Source organism: Elstera sp., from assembly GCF_044372965.1.
Lineage (GTDB): Bacteria > Pseudomonadota > Alphaproteobacteria > Elsterales > Elsteraceae > Elstera.
Window position 1 is genome coordinate 1 of the sequence record NZ_JBILQX010000014.1, and the last position, 17962, is coordinate 17962.

Genomic DNA, 17962 nt, shown 5'->3' on the forward strand with positions numbered 1-17962 from the left:
AGCACCTGCGCGCCGCGCCGCAAGGACGAGGTGCCAACGGTGGCCCCATAGGGCAGATCGGCGAGCGTGGCGTAAGGGCCGATCAAAGCGTCGCGCGGATCGTCCCGCTCCAAGATCGTCGTGATCGCGAGGCCATCGGGCAGAACGGTCGGCACGTCCTTCATCGAATGCACGGCAAGATCGATGCGGCCTTCGATTAAAGCTTCTTCGATTTCCTTGGTGAACAAGCCTTTACCGCCGATTTCGGCCAGATTGCGGTCTTGCACCAGATCGCCGGTGGTTTTGATGACCTCAATGGCAATCGCGCCCGGCGCGGCCAGCTCGGGGTGAGCGGCGGCCAGGGCGTTCCTAACCAGGGTGGCTTGAGCGAGCGCGAGCGGGCTACCGCGCGTGCCGATGCGGAGGAGGACGGTCATGATTGCGGGTGTTTCTAGTCCACACGCGCGCCGGGCTCAAGGGGATCGAGCGGGCTACCGCGCGTGCCGATGCGGAGGAGGACGGTCATGATTGCGGGTGTTTCTAGTCCACACGCGCGCCGGGCTCAAGGGGATGCCGCATCGTAAAGTCAGCTTTGCCGGAGATGGTCGCTATCATTGCGCCACGTTCAGGGCAAAATCCTGCGGATAAGTGCGCTCTGCTGCGGCCGTGAAAACGGGTGCCGACGCGGTGGCCGCGACGGTTTCAAGCGCCGTGATATCGAGCCAGAAGCGTGATCCGATGCCCGGCTCGCTGGCAAAAACGATAGAACTCTTGAGGCTTTGGGCCAAACGCTGCGCAATGGCGAGCCCCAGCCCGGCCCCGAGGCTTGGCCCCAGTGGCATGGCCGCCGGGCGGCGGGCGAAGGGCGAAAACAGATCCGGCGCAAGATCGGGACCGATGCCAACGCCGGTATCGGCGACAACGAGCCGCAGGCGGGCCCCGTCGGGACTGCCATCGGGCGCGGGCAGATAATCGACGGCGATACTCACTGTTCCGCCGGGGCGGTTAAAGCGCAGTCCATTGCGAATAAGTTCTGCCAACACCTGATAGAGACGTTCGCCGTCGGTTTGCACTGCGCGTCCGGTTAGCATCGCGTCTTTAGGCCACTCGATGGTTAATCCGGCGTACTGGGCGACGGGGTCGAGCGTTGTGCGCAAGCGTCCGATCAAATCGGCCAGCGGCAGCGCGCGGAGGGGTAAAGCCGGGGCCGGGCCTTGCAGGCGACCAAAATCCGACAGAGTGCAGAGCAGGCCCAGCAATTGATCGGTCGTATCGCCCATGCGGGTCAGCAAGCGCCGCTGTTCGGGCGAAAGATCGCTCCGGATCGGGTCCAGCACGCGCGTCGTGTCGCCCAGGATCGTTTGCACGAGGTGCCGGGTTTCATGGACGGTCGTGGTGATGAAATTTCCGTGCTGATGGGCTTGCCGGTCGAGCAACTGCCGATGCTCGTCCAGAATCTGGCGGCGGCGGGCCATTTCTTGATTAAGGCTCGCCTGGACCGCCTGGGCCGACCCCAGCGCGCGGGCGCGGTCGGCGACGGCAAGATCGCGCTGGCGGGTCATATCGGCCAGACGATCTTCTAGCGTAAGCCGCTGGATTTCCGCTTCTTGCACTTGACGGCGCAGATCGTGCGCGCGGCGGGTGCGCAGTTGGTCGCGATTGGCGCGCCAGGGCCGGGTAATCAGCATAAGCGCCATCAGCCCCACGAGAACAGCGACGATCACCACAATGCCAATCATCACGACGACGGGGGTGGCGTGCAGGCCGAGGCTGAAAATGGGAACGCGGTCGCTTTCCGAAATCGCTTCGGTCAGCGGCAAGCCGCTGGTTCCAATAATCGTGAGGAACCGGCTTCCGGCAAGCCCGATGGCCAAAAGGGCGGCGGCGAAAAGCCGATTTACCTGGTTCAGGGCGGTTGCCGTCAGCGCGAAGGTGCCCGTGGTGGTGGCGAGACCCATCATCGCACTGGCAATCATCAGGCCCCAGTCGAGGCGGATCATTTGCAAGGGCATGATGTAATAGAGAACGAGCAGCGACACGCCGACTTGCCCAACGGTCAGCGACAGGCTTGCCTTGAGAATGCAGGCGACCGTGAGGCCGGGGCGACTCATCAGATAGAAAGCATAGGCGCTGCCAAAGAAAATCGCAGATCCGCCCCCGAGACTGAAAATCAGTTTATTCTGAAGCTGAACATGGCCCCCCAACAGAACCGGCAGGGCTGCCAGCGTCTGCGCGACCATGATGCCGAGTGTTAGCGCCAAAGCCCCCCAGACAATCGCGCGCAGGCGCGTCCACCCCGTGGTGCGCTGAGCCAGTCCGCCGAACTCCAATGCGCTGGCGCAAGCGAGCCACAGCATCACAAAGATTATGAGCAGCAGCACTCGGTCGCCATCGGTCCCAAAAAAGGTGAGCACATCCCACTCCTGCGGCGCAGGTGGAAGAGCTCCACCTTTGATCGGTGATTGAGAGTAGGCGATGAGTCTTAAGAACCTGTTAGCAAATGCTCAAATGCAATCATTCTGCGGCAGTCGGATACCCCGTTTGTGCTGCGTTGGAACGCGAGGCATTTACGTTAATTTGCTCAAAAGGCTGAGAAACAGACTGCGCTCTTCTGCCGAAAGGGGCGCGAGGGTTTCGGCACTTGCCACCCGGCCCAAGGGGATTTGAGTATCGATCAACGTGCGGCCGACTTCGGTGAGGCTCAGGAGCGCACGGCGGCGGTCGTGGGGATCGTCCTTGCGGCTGACGAGCCCGTGATCGGTGAGGCGTTTCACCACGCCTTGGCTGGTCGCAGGGTCCATCGCAACCAGGCGGCCCAACAGATTTTGACTAACTTCGCCTAACTCGCTGATTTTCACGAGGGCGGCATATTGCATCGGGGTGAGCCCATCCACGCCGAAGATTTGCGTGAAAAGCGACACATGGCGCTGGTGGGCCTTGCGCAGTAAATGGCCAACTTGGGCTTCCAAAACATAGGCATCGGTTGCCGTTGCCGCCGGGTGCTGCAGCAGGTTGGCCCGATCCACCGGCAGCGCGAAACTATGCGTTGAATCGGGCACGGGGGAATCGGGCGCGGGAGGATCGGGTGGCTGCGGCATGGGGGCTCCCAGAAAATCGCGCGCAGCTTATCCGAGCCTGGGGCGATACCTCAAGCAACGATCCTCTGTGATTTGGCCATGCAGAATTAAACGCTTATGGGGCGTGAAAATAATCCTACCGCCCAAAATTGCTATTCGTTGCAAACGACCGCAAGCTTATTGCCGACGGGATCGCGCACGTAAGCCGCATACCATTTTGGGCCATATTGTGGGCGGAAACCGGGCGCTCCCTCGTCTTGCCCGCCGTTCGCCAGTACCGCCGCGTGGAACGCATCAACCTGCGTGTGGGAGGCGACCATAAAGCCCACCATTGTTCCGTTTCCGGCGGTTGCGGCTTCTTGGTTGAAAGGCTTTGCGATCCAGAGGGTCAGCCCATCGCCCTTTCCGGCTTCGGCATAAGCGCGCCATCCTGGAAGATCAGCGTGGAGCGTCCAGCCGATGGTTGGCAGAACGGCATCGTAAAAAGCATTCGATTGGCCGCAATCATTGGCCCCTAGGGTGATATAGGCTGTCATGTCGGTTGCCTCCGGTAACTGAGCCTAAAACACTATATTTTGGAACACAAAAAGAACAGATTAAAAATCTACTAAGGCGATCTGCCCGAAATTTAAGAGGCGCGGCATTTCGCGCGGCCTCCCAAGCCCCTCCGATTGCGCTAGAGTAACGCCACCCGCCCGGCAAAGAGGCGAGATAGGTCGGTGCGAGCGGCACGCTCCCGGCCCCTAAGGATATTGGAGAGGAAATCCGACGATGAGCCAGACGCTGTTCCCCGTACCCGAGGCGATTGCCGCCAAAGCCCAAGTGACCGAAGCCAGCTATCGCAGCCTCTACGAGCGCTCGGTGAAAGACCCGGATGGTTTTTGGCGCGAGTACGGCCAGAATATCACCTGGATGAAGCCGTTCACCGAAGTGCGCGACGTCGATTTTTCCGACAATGCCCGCATTCGTTGGTTTGGCGACGGCACCTTGAACGTCTCGGCCAATTGCCTCGATCGGCATTTGGCGACGCGCGGCGATCAAGTGGCCATCATCTGGGAAGGCGATTCGCCCGACGAGAGCAAGAAAATCACCTACCGCGAGGCCCATGAAGCCGTCTCGCGCCTCGCCAATGTGCTGAAAGTGCAGGGCGTCAAAAAGGGCGACCGGGTAACGATCTACCTGCCGATGATCCCGGAAGCGGCCTATGCGATGCTCGCCTGTGCCCGCATCGGTGCGATCCATTCGGTCGTCTTCGGCGGCTTCTCGCCCGATTCGCTGGCGAACCGCGTGCAAGATTGCGAGAGCACCCTGATTATCACGGCGGATGAAGGCCTGCGCGGCGGCAAAAAGGTTCCGCTGAAAAAGAATGCCGATGAAGCGCTGAAAACCTGCCCCGGTGTTAAGAGCGTCATCGTGGTCAAGCGCACCGGCGGCGCGGTGCCGATGGAAGCGGGCCGCGACCTTTGGTACCACGAAGAAACCGCCAAAGTCTCCGCCGACTGCCCGCCGGAAGAAGTGAATGCGGAAGACCCGCTGTTTATTCTCTACACATCGGGCTCTACGGGGAAGCCGAAGGGCGTGCTGCACACCAGCGGCGGCTATCTCTCCTATGCCGCGCTCACCCACAAGCTCGTGTTCGATTACCGCGACGGCGAGGTTTATTGGTGCACCGCCGATGTGGGCTGGGTCACGGGCCATTCCTATATCGTTTACGGCCCGCTCGCGAATGGCGCGACGACGCTGATGTTCGAGGGCGTGCCGAACTATCCGGACGTGTCGCGCTTCTGGCAGGTTATCGATAAGTATAACGTCAACATATTCTACACGGCCCCTACCGCTATCCGCGCGCTGATGCGCGAGGGCGAAGAGCCGGTGAAGAAAACCAGCCGCGCCTCGCTGCGTATCCTCGGGTCGGTCGGCGAGCCGATCAACCCGGAAGCCTGGCTTTGGTATAATCGGGTGGTCGGCGACGAGCGCTGCCCGATTGTCGATACCTGGTGGCAGACCGAAACCGGCGGGATTCTGATTAGCCCGCTGCCCGGCGCGATTGCCACCAAGCCCGGTTCGGCCACGCTGCCCTTCTTCGGCGTCGTGCCCGCGCTGGTCGATAACGAAGGCGAAATTCTGACCGGCGCGACCGACGGCAACCTCTGCATTACCGAAAGCTGGCCGGGCCAAGCCCGCTCGGTCTATGGCGACCATAAGCGCTTTATCGAAACTTATTTCTCCACCTTCCCAGGGAAATATTTCACCGGCGATGGCGCACGCCGCGACGAGGATGGCTATTATTGGATCACCGGCCGCGTCGATGACGTCATCAACGTCTCGGGGCACCGCATGGGCACGGCGGAAGTCGAAAGCGCCCTGGTCGCGCACCCGAAGGTCGCCGAAGCCGCCGTCGTTGGCTATCCGCACGATCTGAAGGGCCAGGGCATCTACGCTTACGTAACGCTTAACAGCGGCGAAGAGCCGACCGAAGAGCTGCGTAAGGAGTTGGTCGCCTGGGTCCGTAAGGAAATCGGCCCCATCGCCTCGCCGGACCTGATCCAATGGTCGCCCGGCCTACCAAAAACCCGCTCCGGCAAAATCATGCGCCGCATCCTGCGCAAAATCGCCGCGAACGAACACGACGCGCTCGGCGATACCTCCACCCTGGCCGACCCCGGCGTGGTGACGGATCTCGTCGAACACCGGATGAATCGCGGTTAGTCGTCTATGTCAGGGCTTTGCCCCGACACCCCAGCCAAGGGGCTTGCCCCTTGGCAATCCCATTTTCTGGATTCTATCGATCCCGAATATGAGGCAAGAAGTTTAAAAGAAATACGGTCCAGGGCCGTTGGCCCTGGTTAGGAGAGCCCGAGAGGACGAATAGTCCTCTCGGAATTAAGGGCTCGCCGTCCGCGGCCATCCTTCCATCCACAGGCCACGCAGCCGGTCGCCCTCGCCGGGGAAAAAGCTGCCGGTGAGCGCGCAGGCTGTTACGCGGTCGGCGCGAAAATTGCGGATGGCGTGGCGGAGTTCGCACCAGCCGACGATATTGGCCGTTTCTGAATAATAGATGAGGGCGATGGGGCGGATAATGCGCTGGGTTGCGCGGCCCTGCTCGTCGCGGTAGTCGAGCGATAATTTCTCTTCGGCGCGAATGGCGGCGCGGACCAAGCCTAAATCGAGCCCTTCCGGCACGGGGGCGACGCTGCCCCAGGCGTGCAGCGTGCGCGGCGCAAGCGAATCGCGCAGGGGCGGCGGCACGGCGGCGGCGATTTTGGCGAGCACGCGCTTGGACGCCTGTTTCAGGGCGGCATCGGCGGTGCGGTCGATCAGGGCCATACCGAGCACCACGGCTTCGGTTTCCTCGATGGTGAACATCAGCGGCGGCAGATCGAAACCGGGGCGCAGGATATAGCCGATGCCACGCTCGCCTTCGATGGGCACGCGCATCGCCTGCAAGGCGGCAATATCCCGATAAATCGACCGCAGGGTGACTTCCAGCCGGGCGGCGATTTGTGCGCCCGTGACTGGCGCTTTCGCCAGTTTCAGAATCTGAATGATCTCGAACAGTCGGGCGGCTTTACGCATCGGGTGCCCCATCATAGCTGACACACGCCTGTCAGTTGGCCTTCGGTATAGCAGGGGGCAGCGCGGTAAACCATCCGCTCGGCAAGAGAGGCTCCTGACATGTCGTATATCGAAAACCTATGGCTTTATTTCATCCTCCTGACCGGAATTGTGATTGTCCCTGGCATGGATATGGTGTTCGTGCTGGCCAATGCCCTCACCGGCGGGCGGCGGGCCGGACTGTCAGCAACCCTTGGAATCATGCTCGGCGGGGCGTGTCATGCGCTGTTCGGCGCGGTGGCCGTGGCGGGGTTGACCCGCTTCATCCCCTCCCTCTCCGGCCCGATGCTGCTGGCGGGATCGGCCTATATGATCTGGATTGGCTATACGCTGGCGCGCAGTTCCATCGTGATTGCCTCGGTCGATGCGCCGCGACCGGGGGCCTCGCGGAAAATCTTCTTCCAAGCGCTGCTTACCTGCCTGCTGAACCCAAAGGCGTGGCTGTTTACCTTCGCAATTTTCCCGCAGTTCATGAAACCCGCCTTCGGCCCGCTCTGGTCGCAAGGGCTGGTGATGGGGCTGATGACGATTTCAGTCCAGGGGATCATCTATGGCGGCTTGGCCCTCGCCGCCCTGCGCAGCCGCGACGCCATCGTCTCCAATCCGGCACTGACCATTTGGATCGGGCGCGGCGCGGGGATCTTTCTGATGGTGATTGCCGCCTATACCGCCGTGCAGGGCTGGGCGGGGGTTTGAACGCGGCCCCAAAAAACCGAAGGGCGAGGCTATCGGAATAGCCCCGCCCAACGAAGTTCAGCAGGTCGTGCGTGCGACGATCAATCACCCGGCGCGCTTAGCGGCGGTCGGCGGCGCGCACGGTCAGCACGGCAAGGCCGGTCTTCAGCACCGTCCCGGCGATGAAGGGCACGAAGCCGGAGAAGAAAGCGGTCGTCAGGGCGGTGGTCAGGCTCATGCCCTTCACCATCGACAGGAACCCGGCAAGCCAAGCAACGCCCGGCAGGAAGACCGCCAGATGCGCCACGGTCAGCAGGGCAATCGCGCCGCCCCAGGTGCGCAGCAGGCCACGTTCAGCCGCAAAGGCCACAATCGCGCCACTCACGGCGAAACCGATCAGGAAGCCGCCGGTCGGGCCTGCCATATAGGCTAAACCCGCGCCGCCATTCGCAAACACCGGCAGGCCAATCGCGCCCTCCAGCAGATAGGCGACAATCGCGCCGAAACCGACCGTCCAGCCACCCAAGGCGGCAACGATGAGCACGGCGTATGTCTGCATCGACATCGGCACCGGATACATCGGCACCGCGATTTGGGCCGAGAGCGCCAGGATCAGCGAGCCGATAAGAATGGCGATGCCCTTGGTCAGCCAAGAGGCGTTCGACAGGTGCCGGGCGAGCAGCGGACGGCGCGCGGTGGCGGAGAATTTCAGCATGACGCGGGTTCCCTCACGAGACTTCAATATTATTCGCGGGGACGATAGCCGCCTCACCGCGCTCCCGCAAGGAAATCACGGTCGCAGGGGGCGCGTCTATCTTGACGTTAACGGAAACTTTTGGAAAGGCGCGGAACCGCTGCCGGTAGGTTTGCGGCGTCATGCCGAGCCGCTGGCGGAAGTGATGCCGCAACGTGCCCGCCGCGCCAAAGCCGCAGCAGGTGGCAAGGTCTTCCACCGACAGCGGCGTCGTTTCCAGCAGGTCTTTGACGCGCTGAAGGCGCAAGCTCAGCAGCCACTCGGCGGGGGTGGTGCCGGCCGCGTCCCGAAAGCGGCGCAGAAAGGTGCGGCGGCTCATGCCCGCGGCGTCCGCCAGCCGGTCCACGGGCCAATCGTCGGCAATCTCCGCCTGCACGGTTTCGAACAGGGCGGCGAACAGGCTGCCCGCGCGGTTCGGGACCGGTTGGTTGATAAACTGTGCCTGCCCGCCTTCCCGATGCGGGGCCACTACCAGGCGCCGGGCGACCAGATTAGCAATCTCCGCGCCAAAATCGCGCCGCACGAGATGCAAGCAGAGATCGAGCCCCGCCGCGCTGCCTGCCGAGGTGAGGATTTGCCCCTCGTCCACATAGAGTACGTTGGGATCGAGACTAAGCCAGGGGAAGCGTTCGGCGACTTGATCGATATAGCGCCAATGGGTCGTTGCCCGCCGCCCGGTCAGCAAACCCGCTTCGGCCAGCACGACGAGGCCGGAACAGATGGAGAGAATCCGCGCGCCCCGCGCCGCCGCCGCGCGTAGCGCCGCACAGAGCGCTTCGGGCACGTCACCCTTCACGCCGCGCCAGCCAGGAATGAGGATGGTTCCAGCCGCATCCAACAGCTCCAGCCCGCCATCGGTGGCGATGCTGAGCATTCCGCCTTGCGCGCGCAAAGGGAGCGGATCGACGGCGGCGATGCGGAACTTGTACCAATCAGGCCGGGTAATCTCGGGCCGGGACAGGCCGAAAACTTCCGCGACGATGCCGAATTCAAACAGGCACAGCCCATCGTAGGCGAGGGCCACGACGGTTGAATTGCGCAAGGGGGCGGTTTCGGTTTTTGGCATGATATTGACGATACTTGGCGTTTAGGCCAATCGTCAAGATCGTCTCGTGCGGGCACCTTAGGGGCATCGAAACCTTCCCCAGGAGAAAGATCATGGCTCTTACCGAACCTTCCTATGTCGCCGCCATTCCCGCCGCCGACCCTGCCGTCGCCCGCGCCCATTTCGCCGCCCGGCTGGCATTCGAGACCGATTGCGCCGATGTGCATGCGGCCTTGAGTTCGGGCAACCCGGATTTCGTGCTGCTCGAAGTGCGCGGCCCGGGGGCCTATGCGCGCGGCCATGTGCCCGGCGCGCTGAACCTGCCTTACCGCGAGATGACCGAAGAGCGGCTTGCGGCCTATCCGCAAGACACGCTGTTCGTCGTCTATTGCGCCGGGCCGCACTGCAACGGCGCGGACCGGGGGGCGCTGCGCCTGTCGGAACTCGGGCGCAAGGTAAAACTGATGATCGGCGGCCTCACCGGCTGGGCCGACGAAGGCTTTCCGCTGGCAACGGGAACGGAGCCTGGGAGTCTTTAGCGCCGGACAATGGCCTGCGCGAGCAAGCCCGTGACGCCAAGGCTGGCGAGCGCGAGCAGCACCAGCGCCCCGACCAGTCCTGGCATTGCCGTCTGCGTTAGGCCCCAGGCCAGCAGCATCGGGGCGAGGGCCTGGGCGATCAGGCTGGGGGCTGCCAAATGGCCGAGCACGCGGGCATAAAGGTCGCGTCCAAAAAGCTGCAAGGGCAGGGTGCCGCGCGCGATGGTTAGCAAACCATTGCCAGCACCATAGATTAGAACGCCGATAAGGGTGAGGGCGGGGATCGGAAGCAGGGTGAGGGTCAGCAACAGCAGACCGAGCCCTAGACCGACGCTGCCGACAGCAACCCCCAGGGTAGTCAGGGGCGTGAGCCGGGCGGTCAGTAGCGTCTGCACCGCCCGCGCCGCCACCTGGGCCGGGCCGAGCCAGGCGGCAATCGCGACGGCTTGGGTGAGCGTCAGGCCGGTTTCGGTCAAAACAGCGGGCAGATGGACGGCAAGGCTTACCGAAATAACGGTCTGGAGCACCAGCACGCTTCCCATCAGCCGCATCAGGCGACGGCTGACGGAGGTAAGATTGGTGGCCGTTGAGGCGGGGGAGGGAGCTTTCACCCCGTGCTTCGGCAGCAGGCGCGCGTACAGCGGCAGCGTCAGCCCGAGGTGAAGGGCGGCATAGACGAGACAGGCCCCGCGCCAGCCCATCGCTTCGATCAAAACATGGCTGATTGGCCAACAGATCGTACTCGCCAATCCGCCGAGCAGCGTAAGCCGGGCGATGGCGAGGGGCGCGCGTTCGTGCAGCACCGTAGCGAGGGTGGCGAAGGCTGCATCATAGAGCCCGCACGCCATCCCCACGCCGATCAGCCCCCAGGCGATCAAATACACGGCGGGGTGATAGGCCAAGGCCAACAGCGCCAATCCCGCCGCGAGAAACCCCGCCCCCGCCATCATCACCGCGCGCGGTCCCCAACGCACCATCCGCGCCCCAAGGCCCCGCGCCAGCACGCCCGAGACCAGCAGGCCAACCGTGAGCCCGGCAACGATCAGCGTCGGCGACCAGCCCGTATCCGCCGCGACCGCCGCCGTGAACAGTGCGGGCCAATAGTAGGAGGAGCCCCAGGCGAGGATCTGCCCGACCCCAAGGCCCCAGACGAGCCGTGCCGTTGTGGGCGCGGCGTCGCTCATCCGCAGCAGCTCGTTTTGGCGGGGGCGCGGTTGGTGATGCACACGCCCGTTTCTGGCAACTCAAGCTCGACCCGCCCGGCGGCGGCGTCATCGCCCGCCAGCGCGGCGGCGATGGAGCGGACCTGCTCGTAGCCGGTAAGCAGCAAGAAGGTCGGGGCACGCCCATAGCTTTTCATACCCGCAGTATAGAAGCCGGGTTCGGGATGGGCCAGTTCTAAGGCCCCATGGGGGCGGACGCTGCCGCAGCTATGCAGGTTCGGATCGATCATCGGCGCAAGGGCGGGCGTGGTTTCCAGCCACGGATCGAGGCTGAGGCGGAGTTCCCGCGTGATGGCAAGATCGGGGCGGAAGCCGGTGCAGGCGATGATCTGATCGACGGCGATCGCCGCGCCCGTTGCGGCGGTGACGGTCACGCCCGCGCCATCTTGGGCAAGGGCCGACACCGCAAAGGGAGCGAGCAGTTTGACCAAGCCCGACGCAATCGCCGTTTCTGCCTCGCTGCCCAATTGACCGCGCGCGATGAGGGCGTCATTGCTGCCGCCGCCGAAGGTGACGGCATCCGGCGTGTGGCGCATCGCCCAGAAAATTTGCGTTTCCGGCTCCTGATGCTTCAGGCGCACCAGATCATGAATCGCGTTCATGGCCGAATGGCCCGAACCGACCACCAGAACGCGGCGATTGGCGTAGGTCGCACGATCCGGCCCGAGGCTATCGGGAATGCCGTAGTGGATTTGGGCGGCGGCGGCTTTCTCCCCCGGCGCGGCAATGCCGCTCGCGCCCAGCGGGTTCGGCTGGCTCCAGGTGCCCGAGGCATCGATGACGGCGGCGGCAGTGATTTGGGTTTCGCCCTGGGGCGTTTCCAGCGCAACGATGAAGGGTTTTTCTGCCCGGTCCCGGCTGCGCACTTTATCGACACCCTCGCGGCTAAGGGCGACAACCCGCGTATTATAGCGAATATAGGGCGCGAGCACGGCGGTCAGCGGGTCGAGATAGTCGGCGACCAGGGCCGCACCCGTGGGCAGGCGTTTCGGGTCGGGGGCCTGCCAGCCGGTCGGCTCCAGCAAGGCGCGGCTGGCACGGTCGATACAAAAATGCCACGGCGAGAAGAGCCGAACATGGCCCCAGGCGCGGATATGGGTGCCGACGGATGGCCCCGCTTCCAACACGAGCGGCGTTAGGCCGCGTTCCAGCAGATGGGCGGCGGCGGCGAGGCCAACGGGACCGGCACCGATGATAACGGTGGGAAGGGACATAGCAGGGTTCCTTTCAGGCAAAGCGGGAGCGTTCGGCCCGGCGGGGCCGTTAAGGCGGCTTAGATTTAAAGAGCGGCCTTAGGTCAAATTCTCAGGGATCAACCGTTCGACGATGACAACATCAAGCCAGCGCCCATCGAGTTTTCCGTGCTTTTCATACACACCGACATCGCGAAAACCGCAGGCGTGGCAGACGGCGAGGCTCGCGTGATTGAACGTGAAGATGCGCGAGAGAAGTTTCCAGAACCCCGCCGCGTGGGCGGCATCGACAAGCCCGTTCAGCAGCAGTTTGCCGATGCCCTGGCCGCGCGCCGCCGGATCGAGGTAGATCGAAAATTCGCCAATACCCCGATAGCAGTCGCGCGCCCGGTAGGCACTGGTGCCAACCCAGCCCTGCACGGCCCCCGTCGCATCGACGGCGACGAGCTGGGGGAAGCGCGCCGAATCGTCGATCTTCGGCAGAATATCGGCGGCGGTGCGTGGCTCGGTATCGAAGGTGGCCGTGCGCTCGGCGATACCGAGGGAGTAAATTCGGGCGATGGCATCGGCGTCTTTTGGTTCGGCGGGGCGGATGGTCATCATGGCAGCTATCCGTTGTTAGTGACAACAATAGGGGCGAAAAAATCACGCGGCGGTCGGTGGGCACGCACCCACGCTAACGCCGCTGGTAAAGCGGGCTTCGGCCAGCCGGTGCAGGCGGGTGACAACGTCAATCGCGGCGCGCCGCACGTCCGGGTCAAGGTCGCGGATCACGTCGATCTGCTGGGCGATCAAATCTTGGGTAATGCGCTCGAACAAAGCCCGCCCGGCCTCGGTCACGCCCACGCGATGGGCGCGCCCATCGGTCGGGTCGGGTTCGCGGCGGATATAGGCCTTGCGCTCCAGCGCTTCGAGCACGCGGCTGGTGGTGCTTTTATCGAGAAACAGCGCATCGGCCAGCGCCTGCGGGCGCGTGGGGCCGCCATCCACCAGATTCTTCAGCGCCTGGCACTGCGTCACCGAAATATCGTAGCAGCAGATCCGATCCCGGTCGCGGAACTGATACACGCGCACCAGCGCCGACACGGCTTCGTGCAGGGCAGCGCCATCTTGGGCGAGGGCATCAGGGCCAGGAGGCGTGTTTCGTTGCATGTAGCAACCATATTCCTCCTGGCCCGATGCGTCAAGAGCGCAGCAGTTTGATTTTCGTCCCCGGTGCGGGCATGGCCCCCGGCGCGAGGCCGTTAAGAATTTCGAACAGGCGCACCGATTCAGTCCCGCTCGGCGTCGGCATTTGGCTCGCTTGCTGGCGGGTCTGCGCTTCGCTGCCGGCGCTGACAATCTCCACGCGCAGCGGCTTGAAGGCGGCGGCTTCGGCAGCGGAAAGCTGCGTGAAGCTGCTGGCGAGGCTTTGGGCGAGCCGGTCCACCTCCGCCCCCGATTGCAGCCCGCCTAAAATTTGGAAGCGATGGGCGGTATTGGCGTCGGTCTTAATCACCAGCAGACGCACCAGAACCGGCTGCTTCTGGCTGGTTTGCGCTTGAATGACCCCGGTTGCGGCATCAAGCCCGCCGGGGACGGCAATCCGCGACAGGCCGCGCACGCCATAACTTTGGCCCCAAGCGCGCACCGCATCGGCGGCGGGCGTGCTAGCTTTAGCGATATCGTAGCGGGCTTTGGCGGCCTGCCCTGCAATCAGCACCGCTTCCGCCCCATTCTGAACGGCATAACCGCTCGGTGCGCTCCAGCGCACGCGCTGCGGCGGCAGGGTGAAGCTGCTTCCGCGCACAACGCCTTCGCGCGGGTCGGCCCCATAGGGCAGGCCGCTGATGCGGGTCAGGAAGGGTTCGCGTCCGATTTCCGTCGCGGGTTTGCTGAGCGCTGCCTGGGCCTTTGCGCCTTCCCCTTGCGCGGCTTCGGTCACGGCTTTCGCCACCCGGTCTTGGGTGCGCGGGTGGCTCGCCATCATGTCGCCGCCCGCGTTGGGGTCGCGCCCAGCGAGTTTGGCATCGAGTTCCGACTGCGCCTGAAGCTTCGCGAGAAAGCCGCCCGCCGCCGCAGGATCATAGCCCGCGCGCGTCATATAGCGCACGCCCAGCGAATCGGCCTCAAACTCCTGCTCGCGCGAGAAGGATTGCACATAGGCCGCCGCCCCCGTGCCGACGATATCGCCCACCGCTGAGCCGAGTTCGCTGGAGCCAGTCAGAACGCCCGCCAGCACGGCCAGCCCGCCGGTCAGAATATTCGCCGTATTGGCCTGACTCACGCGCTGCGCCGTGTGCCGCCCGGTGACATGGCCGATTTCATGGCCCAAAACGCTGGCAAGCTCTGCTTCCGACGACGCCAGCGCCAACAGTCCGCGCGTCACATAAACGTAGCCGCCGGGCAGCGCGAAGGCGTTGACGATCTCCGAATCCAGAACCGTGAAGGTAAAGGGCTGGCCCGCGAATTCCGAGGTTGCGACCAGCTTATTGCCGATGCCCGTCACATAGGCGGCAATGCCGTTATGGTTAAACGCCCCGCCGTATTCCTTGATAACTTTCTGATGTTCTTCAGCCCCGACGCGCTTTTCCTCGTCGCTGGACATGAAGGCCGTATAGCTTTGCTGGCCCGTCGCGGGGTTGGTCGTGCAGCCAGCGAGCAGGCTGGCAGCACCGATCCCGGCGGCGATAACGAAGGGGGACAGCCAAGCTTTCACGGATTTTCTCCCAGTATTTTTAACGATTGAACAGTAGCAGAGCGCCGCGCCTTCGGCAATTTTAGGGCAGTTTCTCCAAATACTCCGGGCGCTCCAATGGGATCGACAGCCCACCGCTCACGCCGATCCAGCCCCGTACGCGCAGTTTGGCGTCGGTTAGATCGTGCGGATCGAGCCCGCGCGCCTTCAGCAAACGGCCCAAGGGGCTGGGGACGATCACTTTTAAGGCCGACCGCCCCTCGCCCAGGGTAAGCTCGGCCCCCCACCCTGCGCGCTTTACCAGCCGTCGAACCCGGCCTTCGACAAGGTGGAATTGGTCGCGCAGTGGCCACAGATCCTCGCTGCCTGCCTGACGAACCCGATAGGCGGGAAAATGCCACAGGCCGCGCCCTTCGGCCCGCGCGGCCCCTTCCGCCCGAAGCAGCGCGGGAAGCAAGGTCGCGCCGGGGTCTTCTGCCTTCGGCAGGCCCGGCACCAGATAGGCCCGCGCCCAGCCGCCGCGCACGAGGCGTTCGTTCAGCGAGGCCTGATCGCCGTCGAGCGTTACAATCGCCCCAAAGCGCCCGCTGCGGTCCGGCCCCATCAGACTGTTGGGCGTCGCCAGTCGTCCGACCGCATCGGCGGCGAGCGCGGCTTCGGCTTCTGCTGCGCCCGGCTCGCTCTGATCAGGCGTTGCCCCCGGTTGCGGCCCCCAAAGCCCCAGAAGCCACAGGCGCTGACCATCGACCAAAACAAGGTTCTGCCCGTCCACGGAGGCAATTTTTTGCGCCCTCGCGTGAGATGTGCCAGGGGTAAGAAGAATAAATGCGAGGAACAACCCTGTTAATCGTCTCATTTGGCAGAACTCTGGTTTCGACTAGCTTTAAGGCTGCAACGCTCAGCGGCGTTGCGTCCATTGAACCGCAAACTCCCAACGGAGACAGAAAGATGCGCCCAGTTCCAGTAAACCGTCGAGCCTTCTTGAAAGGTCTGACCGCCGCCGCTCTCTGCCCGCTGTGCGCCAGCGGCACCGCCTGGGGCGAAACCGCGCCCGCCCATCCCGGCGGCGAGGTCCATTGGCGCTATGACGGCATGGAAGGACCTCAACAGTGGGGCAAACTGAAACCGGATTTCAAAGCCTGTGAAGTCGGGGTCGAACAAAGCCCGCTGGACCTGAAAGAGGGGATTCGCGCTGAACTGGGCGGTCTCTACGTTGAGTACCGCGAGGCGTCGGCGGGCATTATCAATAACGGCCATACGATTCAGGTGAATGTTCCCGCCGGGAGCCGCTTGATCGTGGGGCGCAAAAGCTATGGCTTGGTTCAGGCGCATTTCCATCACCCCAGCGAGCATAAGCTGAACGGCAAATCTTTTCCGCTCGAATGCCATTTCGTCCATAAGTCCGAGGCGGGGGAGTTTGCCGTCTTGGGCGTTTTCATTGAAGAGGGGCACGAAAATGCCACCCTCAAGCAGGTTTTCGCCAATTTGCCGAAGCCTGGCCCGGAGCAACCCTTACCCGCGCCGCTGCGCTTTGATGCGCTTTTGCCCGACGACCGCGCCTTCTACCGCTATTCGGGGTCGCTGACCACGCCGCCCTGCACGGAAGGTATTCTGTGGACGGTTTTCCGCCGTCCGGTGCGGGCATCGAAAGCCCAAATTCAGGCGTTTGCGGCGCTTTTCCCGCTCAATGCCCGTCCAATCCAGCCGCAAAACCGGCGTTTTTTGCTTGAAACCCTGTGATTTAACCGTGTTCTGTGAAGGGGGAGGCGTGGGCCTTCCCCTCGCTGCCGGAGAATTTGCGAATGCGGACCGACCTCTTCCCCCCGATTGCCCCCCATCGTCACGGTATTCTGGCGCGGGGCGACCTTCATCGGGTCTATTGGGAGGAATGCGGCAATCCCAAAGGCATACCCGTTCTATTCTTGCACGGCGGGCCGGGCGCGGGCGCATCCCCCACCCATCGGCGGTTTTTCGACCCCGACGCCTACCGCATCATTCTGTTCGATCAGCGCGGCTGCGGTCGCTCCCGCCCGACCGCCGAGCTGCGGGAGAATTCGACGCAAACCCTGATCGACGATATCGAGGCCTTGCGCATTGAACTTGGGGTAGACCGCTGGTTGGTCTTTGGTGGTTCCTGGGGCTCTACCCTGGCGCTCGCCTATGGCCAAGCCCACCCCGATCATTGCCTGGGCTTCGTGCTGCGCGGTATTTTCCTCGGGCGTCGGTCAGAGGTTGACTGGTTCTTGACGGGTATTCGCCAGATTTTCCCCGATGCCTGGCAGGATTTTGTCGACGCCCTGCCCGAAGCGGAGCAAGGCCAGCGCACGCCGCAGGATTTGCTGACCGCTTATTACCGCCGTTTGACCGACCCGAACCCGGCGGTGCATCTGCCCGCCGCCCACGCCTGGAGCCAGTTCGAAACCCGCGCCTCCACGCTGCTACCCGCCCCGGACCTGCCGCAAGAACCCAATGGCGCGACGCTGGCGATCAGCCGCCTGGAAGCCCATTATTTTGTGAATGATCTGTTCTTGGGCGACGGGCAGTTGCTGGCCCAAATCGGCCGTATTCGCCGCCTGCCGTGCACGATTGTTCAAGGGCGCTATGATACGGTGTGCCCGGCGGTTTCAGCTTATGAGTTGAAACAAGCTTGGCCGGAAGCGGAATTGGTGATGGTCCCCGACGCGGGCCACGCCGCCCTTGAACCCGGCATTCGCGCGGCCCTGGTGCGGGCAACGGAACGCTATAAGCTGGAATTGGCCTCTCTCGTTGCCCCTTAGGCTGGCATCCCGTATAAACCTTCCGGGTAAGTCCCCGTAGCTCAGCAGGATAGAGCGGCAGCCTCCTAAGCTGCAGGCCGTGGGTTCGAATCCCGCCGGGGACGCCAATCACCTTCAAAGCTTTGGATTCGTTGAAAACCGCCCCACTCAACGTCGCGGATTGCTCTGCCTATGAGGGTGCCGACCATCCCGGCGGCCCCTGTTTTACGTCGGTGCCGACTTTTCGCGGGCCGACTTAGTCGCCGCGATCTGAAGCGGGTGCTCAGGGTAACTGCCGCCCTCTTTCACTAGGCCAACAGCGTGAGGGGGAAGCCGTCCTCACCCCCCCCCTTGATGGAATCAAGTTACCGCGGGTGAGGAGAATCCCATGAATATCGACACTGAGAAAGGTTGACTCGGAACGCGATA

At 63.4% G+C, this 17962-nt stretch carries 18 protein-coding genes and 1 tRNA gene; 6 read left to right on the plus strand and 13 right to left on the minus strand.

Annotation, left to right across the window (positions count from 1 at the left end):
- The 4 genes from hemC to ACIQ36_RS03630 form a co-directional block, all read right to left on the minus strand.
- A partial coding sequence (gene hemC, locus ACIQ36_RS03615) for a hydroxymethylbilane synthase (RefSeq protein WP_395825984.1) occupies positions 1-416 on the minus strand: 416 nt, incomplete at its 3' end.
- 174 nt (positions 417-590) lie between these two features.
- Positions 591-2393 (minus strand): sensor histidine kinase, encoded by a 1803-nt coding sequence (locus tag ACIQ36_RS03620; RefSeq protein WP_395825987.1) that lies wholly within the window; start codon positions 2391-2393, stop codon positions 591-593.
- 153 nt (positions 2394-2546) lie between these two features.
- On the minus strand, positions 2547-3077 hold the full coding sequence (locus ACIQ36_RS03625; protein ID WP_395825990.1) for a MarR family winged helix-turn-helix transcriptional regulator: 531 nt from the start codon (positions 3075-3077) through the stop codon (positions 2547-2549).
- Positions 3078-3208: 131 nt separating this feature from the next.
- On the minus strand, positions 3209-3592 hold the full coding sequence (locus ACIQ36_RS03630) for a VOC family protein (RefSeq protein ID WP_395825993.1): 384 nt from the start codon (positions 3590-3592) through the stop codon (positions 3209-3211).
- Between the two features lie 235 nt (positions 3593-3827).
- Between ACIQ36_RS03630 and acs the strand changes: the two genes are divergently transcribed.
- On the plus strand, positions 3828-5765 hold the full coding sequence (gene acs / locus ACIQ36_RS03635; RefSeq protein ID WP_395825996.1) for an acetate--CoA ligase: 1938 nt from the start codon (positions 3828-3830) through the stop codon (positions 5763-5765).
- 174 nt (positions 5766-5939) lie between these two features.
- Here the strand turns inward: acs and ACIQ36_RS03640 are convergent, their stop codons facing one another.
- The gene (locus ACIQ36_RS03640) at positions 5940-6632 is read right to left on the minus strand and encodes a helix-turn-helix transcriptional regulator (RefSeq protein ID WP_395826001.1); all 693 of its coding nucleotides are present in this window, start codon (positions 6630-6632) and stop codon (positions 5940-5942) included.
- Positions 6633-6731: 99 nt separating this feature from the next.
- On the opposite strand from ACIQ36_RS03640, the gene ACIQ36_RS03645 reads away from it, so the two are divergent.
- Positions 6732-7367: a LysE family translocator gene (locus tag ACIQ36_RS03645; RefSeq protein WP_395826004.1), complete on the plus strand. Its 636-nt coding sequence runs from the start codon at positions 6732-6734 to the stop codon at positions 7365-7367.
- Positions 7368-7464: 97 nt separating this feature from the next.
- Here the strand turns inward: ACIQ36_RS03645 and ACIQ36_RS03650 are convergent, their stop codons facing one another.
- Entirely contained in the window at positions 7465-8061 is a 597-nt protein-coding gene (locus ACIQ36_RS03650) for a biotin transporter BioY (protein ID WP_395826007.1), read from the minus strand.
- Between the two features lie 13 nt (positions 8062-8074).
- Positions 8075-9166, minus strand: a complete 1092-nt coding sequence (gene ftrA / locus ACIQ36_RS03655; protein ID WP_395826010.1) for a transcriptional regulator FtrA — start codon at positions 9164-9166, stop codon at positions 8075-8077.
- Positions 9167-9258: 92 nt separating this feature from the next.
- Here ftrA and ACIQ36_RS03660 point away from each other — a divergent pair, with 92 nt between their 5' ends.
- Positions 9259-9684, plus strand: a complete 426-nt coding sequence (locus ACIQ36_RS03660; protein ID WP_395826013.1) for a rhodanese-like domain-containing protein — start codon at positions 9259-9261, stop codon at positions 9682-9684.
- Here ACIQ36_RS03660 and ACIQ36_RS03665 read toward each other — a convergent pair.
- The 6 genes from ACIQ36_RS03665 to ACIQ36_RS03690 all read right to left on the minus strand — a co-directional run bounded on the left by ACIQ36_RS03665 (position 9681) and on the right by ACIQ36_RS03690 (position 15549).
- Positions 9681-10868: an MFS transporter gene (locus tag ACIQ36_RS03665; RefSeq protein WP_395826016.1), complete on the minus strand. Its 1188-nt coding sequence runs from the start codon at positions 10866-10868 to the stop codon at positions 9681-9683. The two genes, ACIQ36_RS03660 and ACIQ36_RS03665, sit on opposite strands and share 4 nt — an antisense overlap.
- Positions 10865-12121 carry an FAD-dependent oxidoreductase gene (locus ACIQ36_RS03670; RefSeq protein WP_395826019.1) on the minus strand — a complete coding sequence of 419 codons (1257 nt, stop codon included), beginning with the start codon at positions 12119-12121 and terminating at the stop codon, positions 10865-10867. The genes ACIQ36_RS03665 and ACIQ36_RS03670 overlap by 4 nt, the downstream gene beginning before the upstream one ends.
- Positions 12122-12199: 78 nt before the next feature.
- Positions 12200-12703, minus strand: coding sequence for an arsinothricin resistance N-acetyltransferase ArsN1 family A (locus tag ACIQ36_RS03675; protein WP_395826021.1), 504 nt, complete (start codon positions 12701-12703; stop codon positions 12200-12202).
- Between the two features lie 42 nt (positions 12704-12745).
- Positions 12746-13252: a MarR family winged helix-turn-helix transcriptional regulator gene (locus ACIQ36_RS03680; RefSeq protein ID WP_395826024.1), complete on the minus strand. Its 507-nt coding sequence runs from the start codon at positions 13250-13252 to the stop codon at positions 12746-12748.
- 31 nt (positions 13253-13283) lie between these two features.
- The gene (locus ACIQ36_RS03685) at positions 13284-14798 is read right to left on the minus strand and encodes a M48 family metalloprotease (RefSeq protein WP_395826028.1); all 1515 of its coding nucleotides are present in this window, start codon (positions 14796-14798) and stop codon (positions 13284-13286) included.
- Between the two features lie 61 nt (positions 14799-14859).
- Positions 14860-15549 (minus strand): thermonuclease family protein, encoded by a 690-nt coding sequence (locus tag ACIQ36_RS03690; RefSeq protein ID WP_395826031.1) that lies wholly within the window; start codon positions 15547-15549, stop codon positions 14860-14862.
- Between the two features lie 176 nt (positions 15550-15725).
- Here ACIQ36_RS03690 and ACIQ36_RS03695 point away from each other — a divergent pair, with 176 nt between their 5' ends.
- From ACIQ36_RS03695 to ACIQ36_RS03705, 3 genes are all read left to right on the plus strand, one after another.
- Positions 15726-16517: a carbonic anhydrase gene (locus ACIQ36_RS03695; RefSeq protein ID WP_395826034.1), complete on the plus strand. Its 792-nt coding sequence runs from the start codon at positions 15726-15728 to the stop codon at positions 16515-16517.
- A gap of 62 nt (positions 16518-16579) precedes the next feature.
- A complete protein-coding gene (gene pip / locus ACIQ36_RS03700; RefSeq protein ID WP_395826037.1) occupies positions 16580-17554 on the plus strand; it encodes a prolyl aminopeptidase in 975 nt (324 codons plus the stop codon).
- Positions 17555-17584: 30 nt separating this feature from the next.
- Positions 17585-17661, plus strand: a tRNA-Arg gene (locus tag ACIQ36_RS03705).
- The last annotated feature ends 301 nt before the right edge of the window (positions 17662-17962 follow it).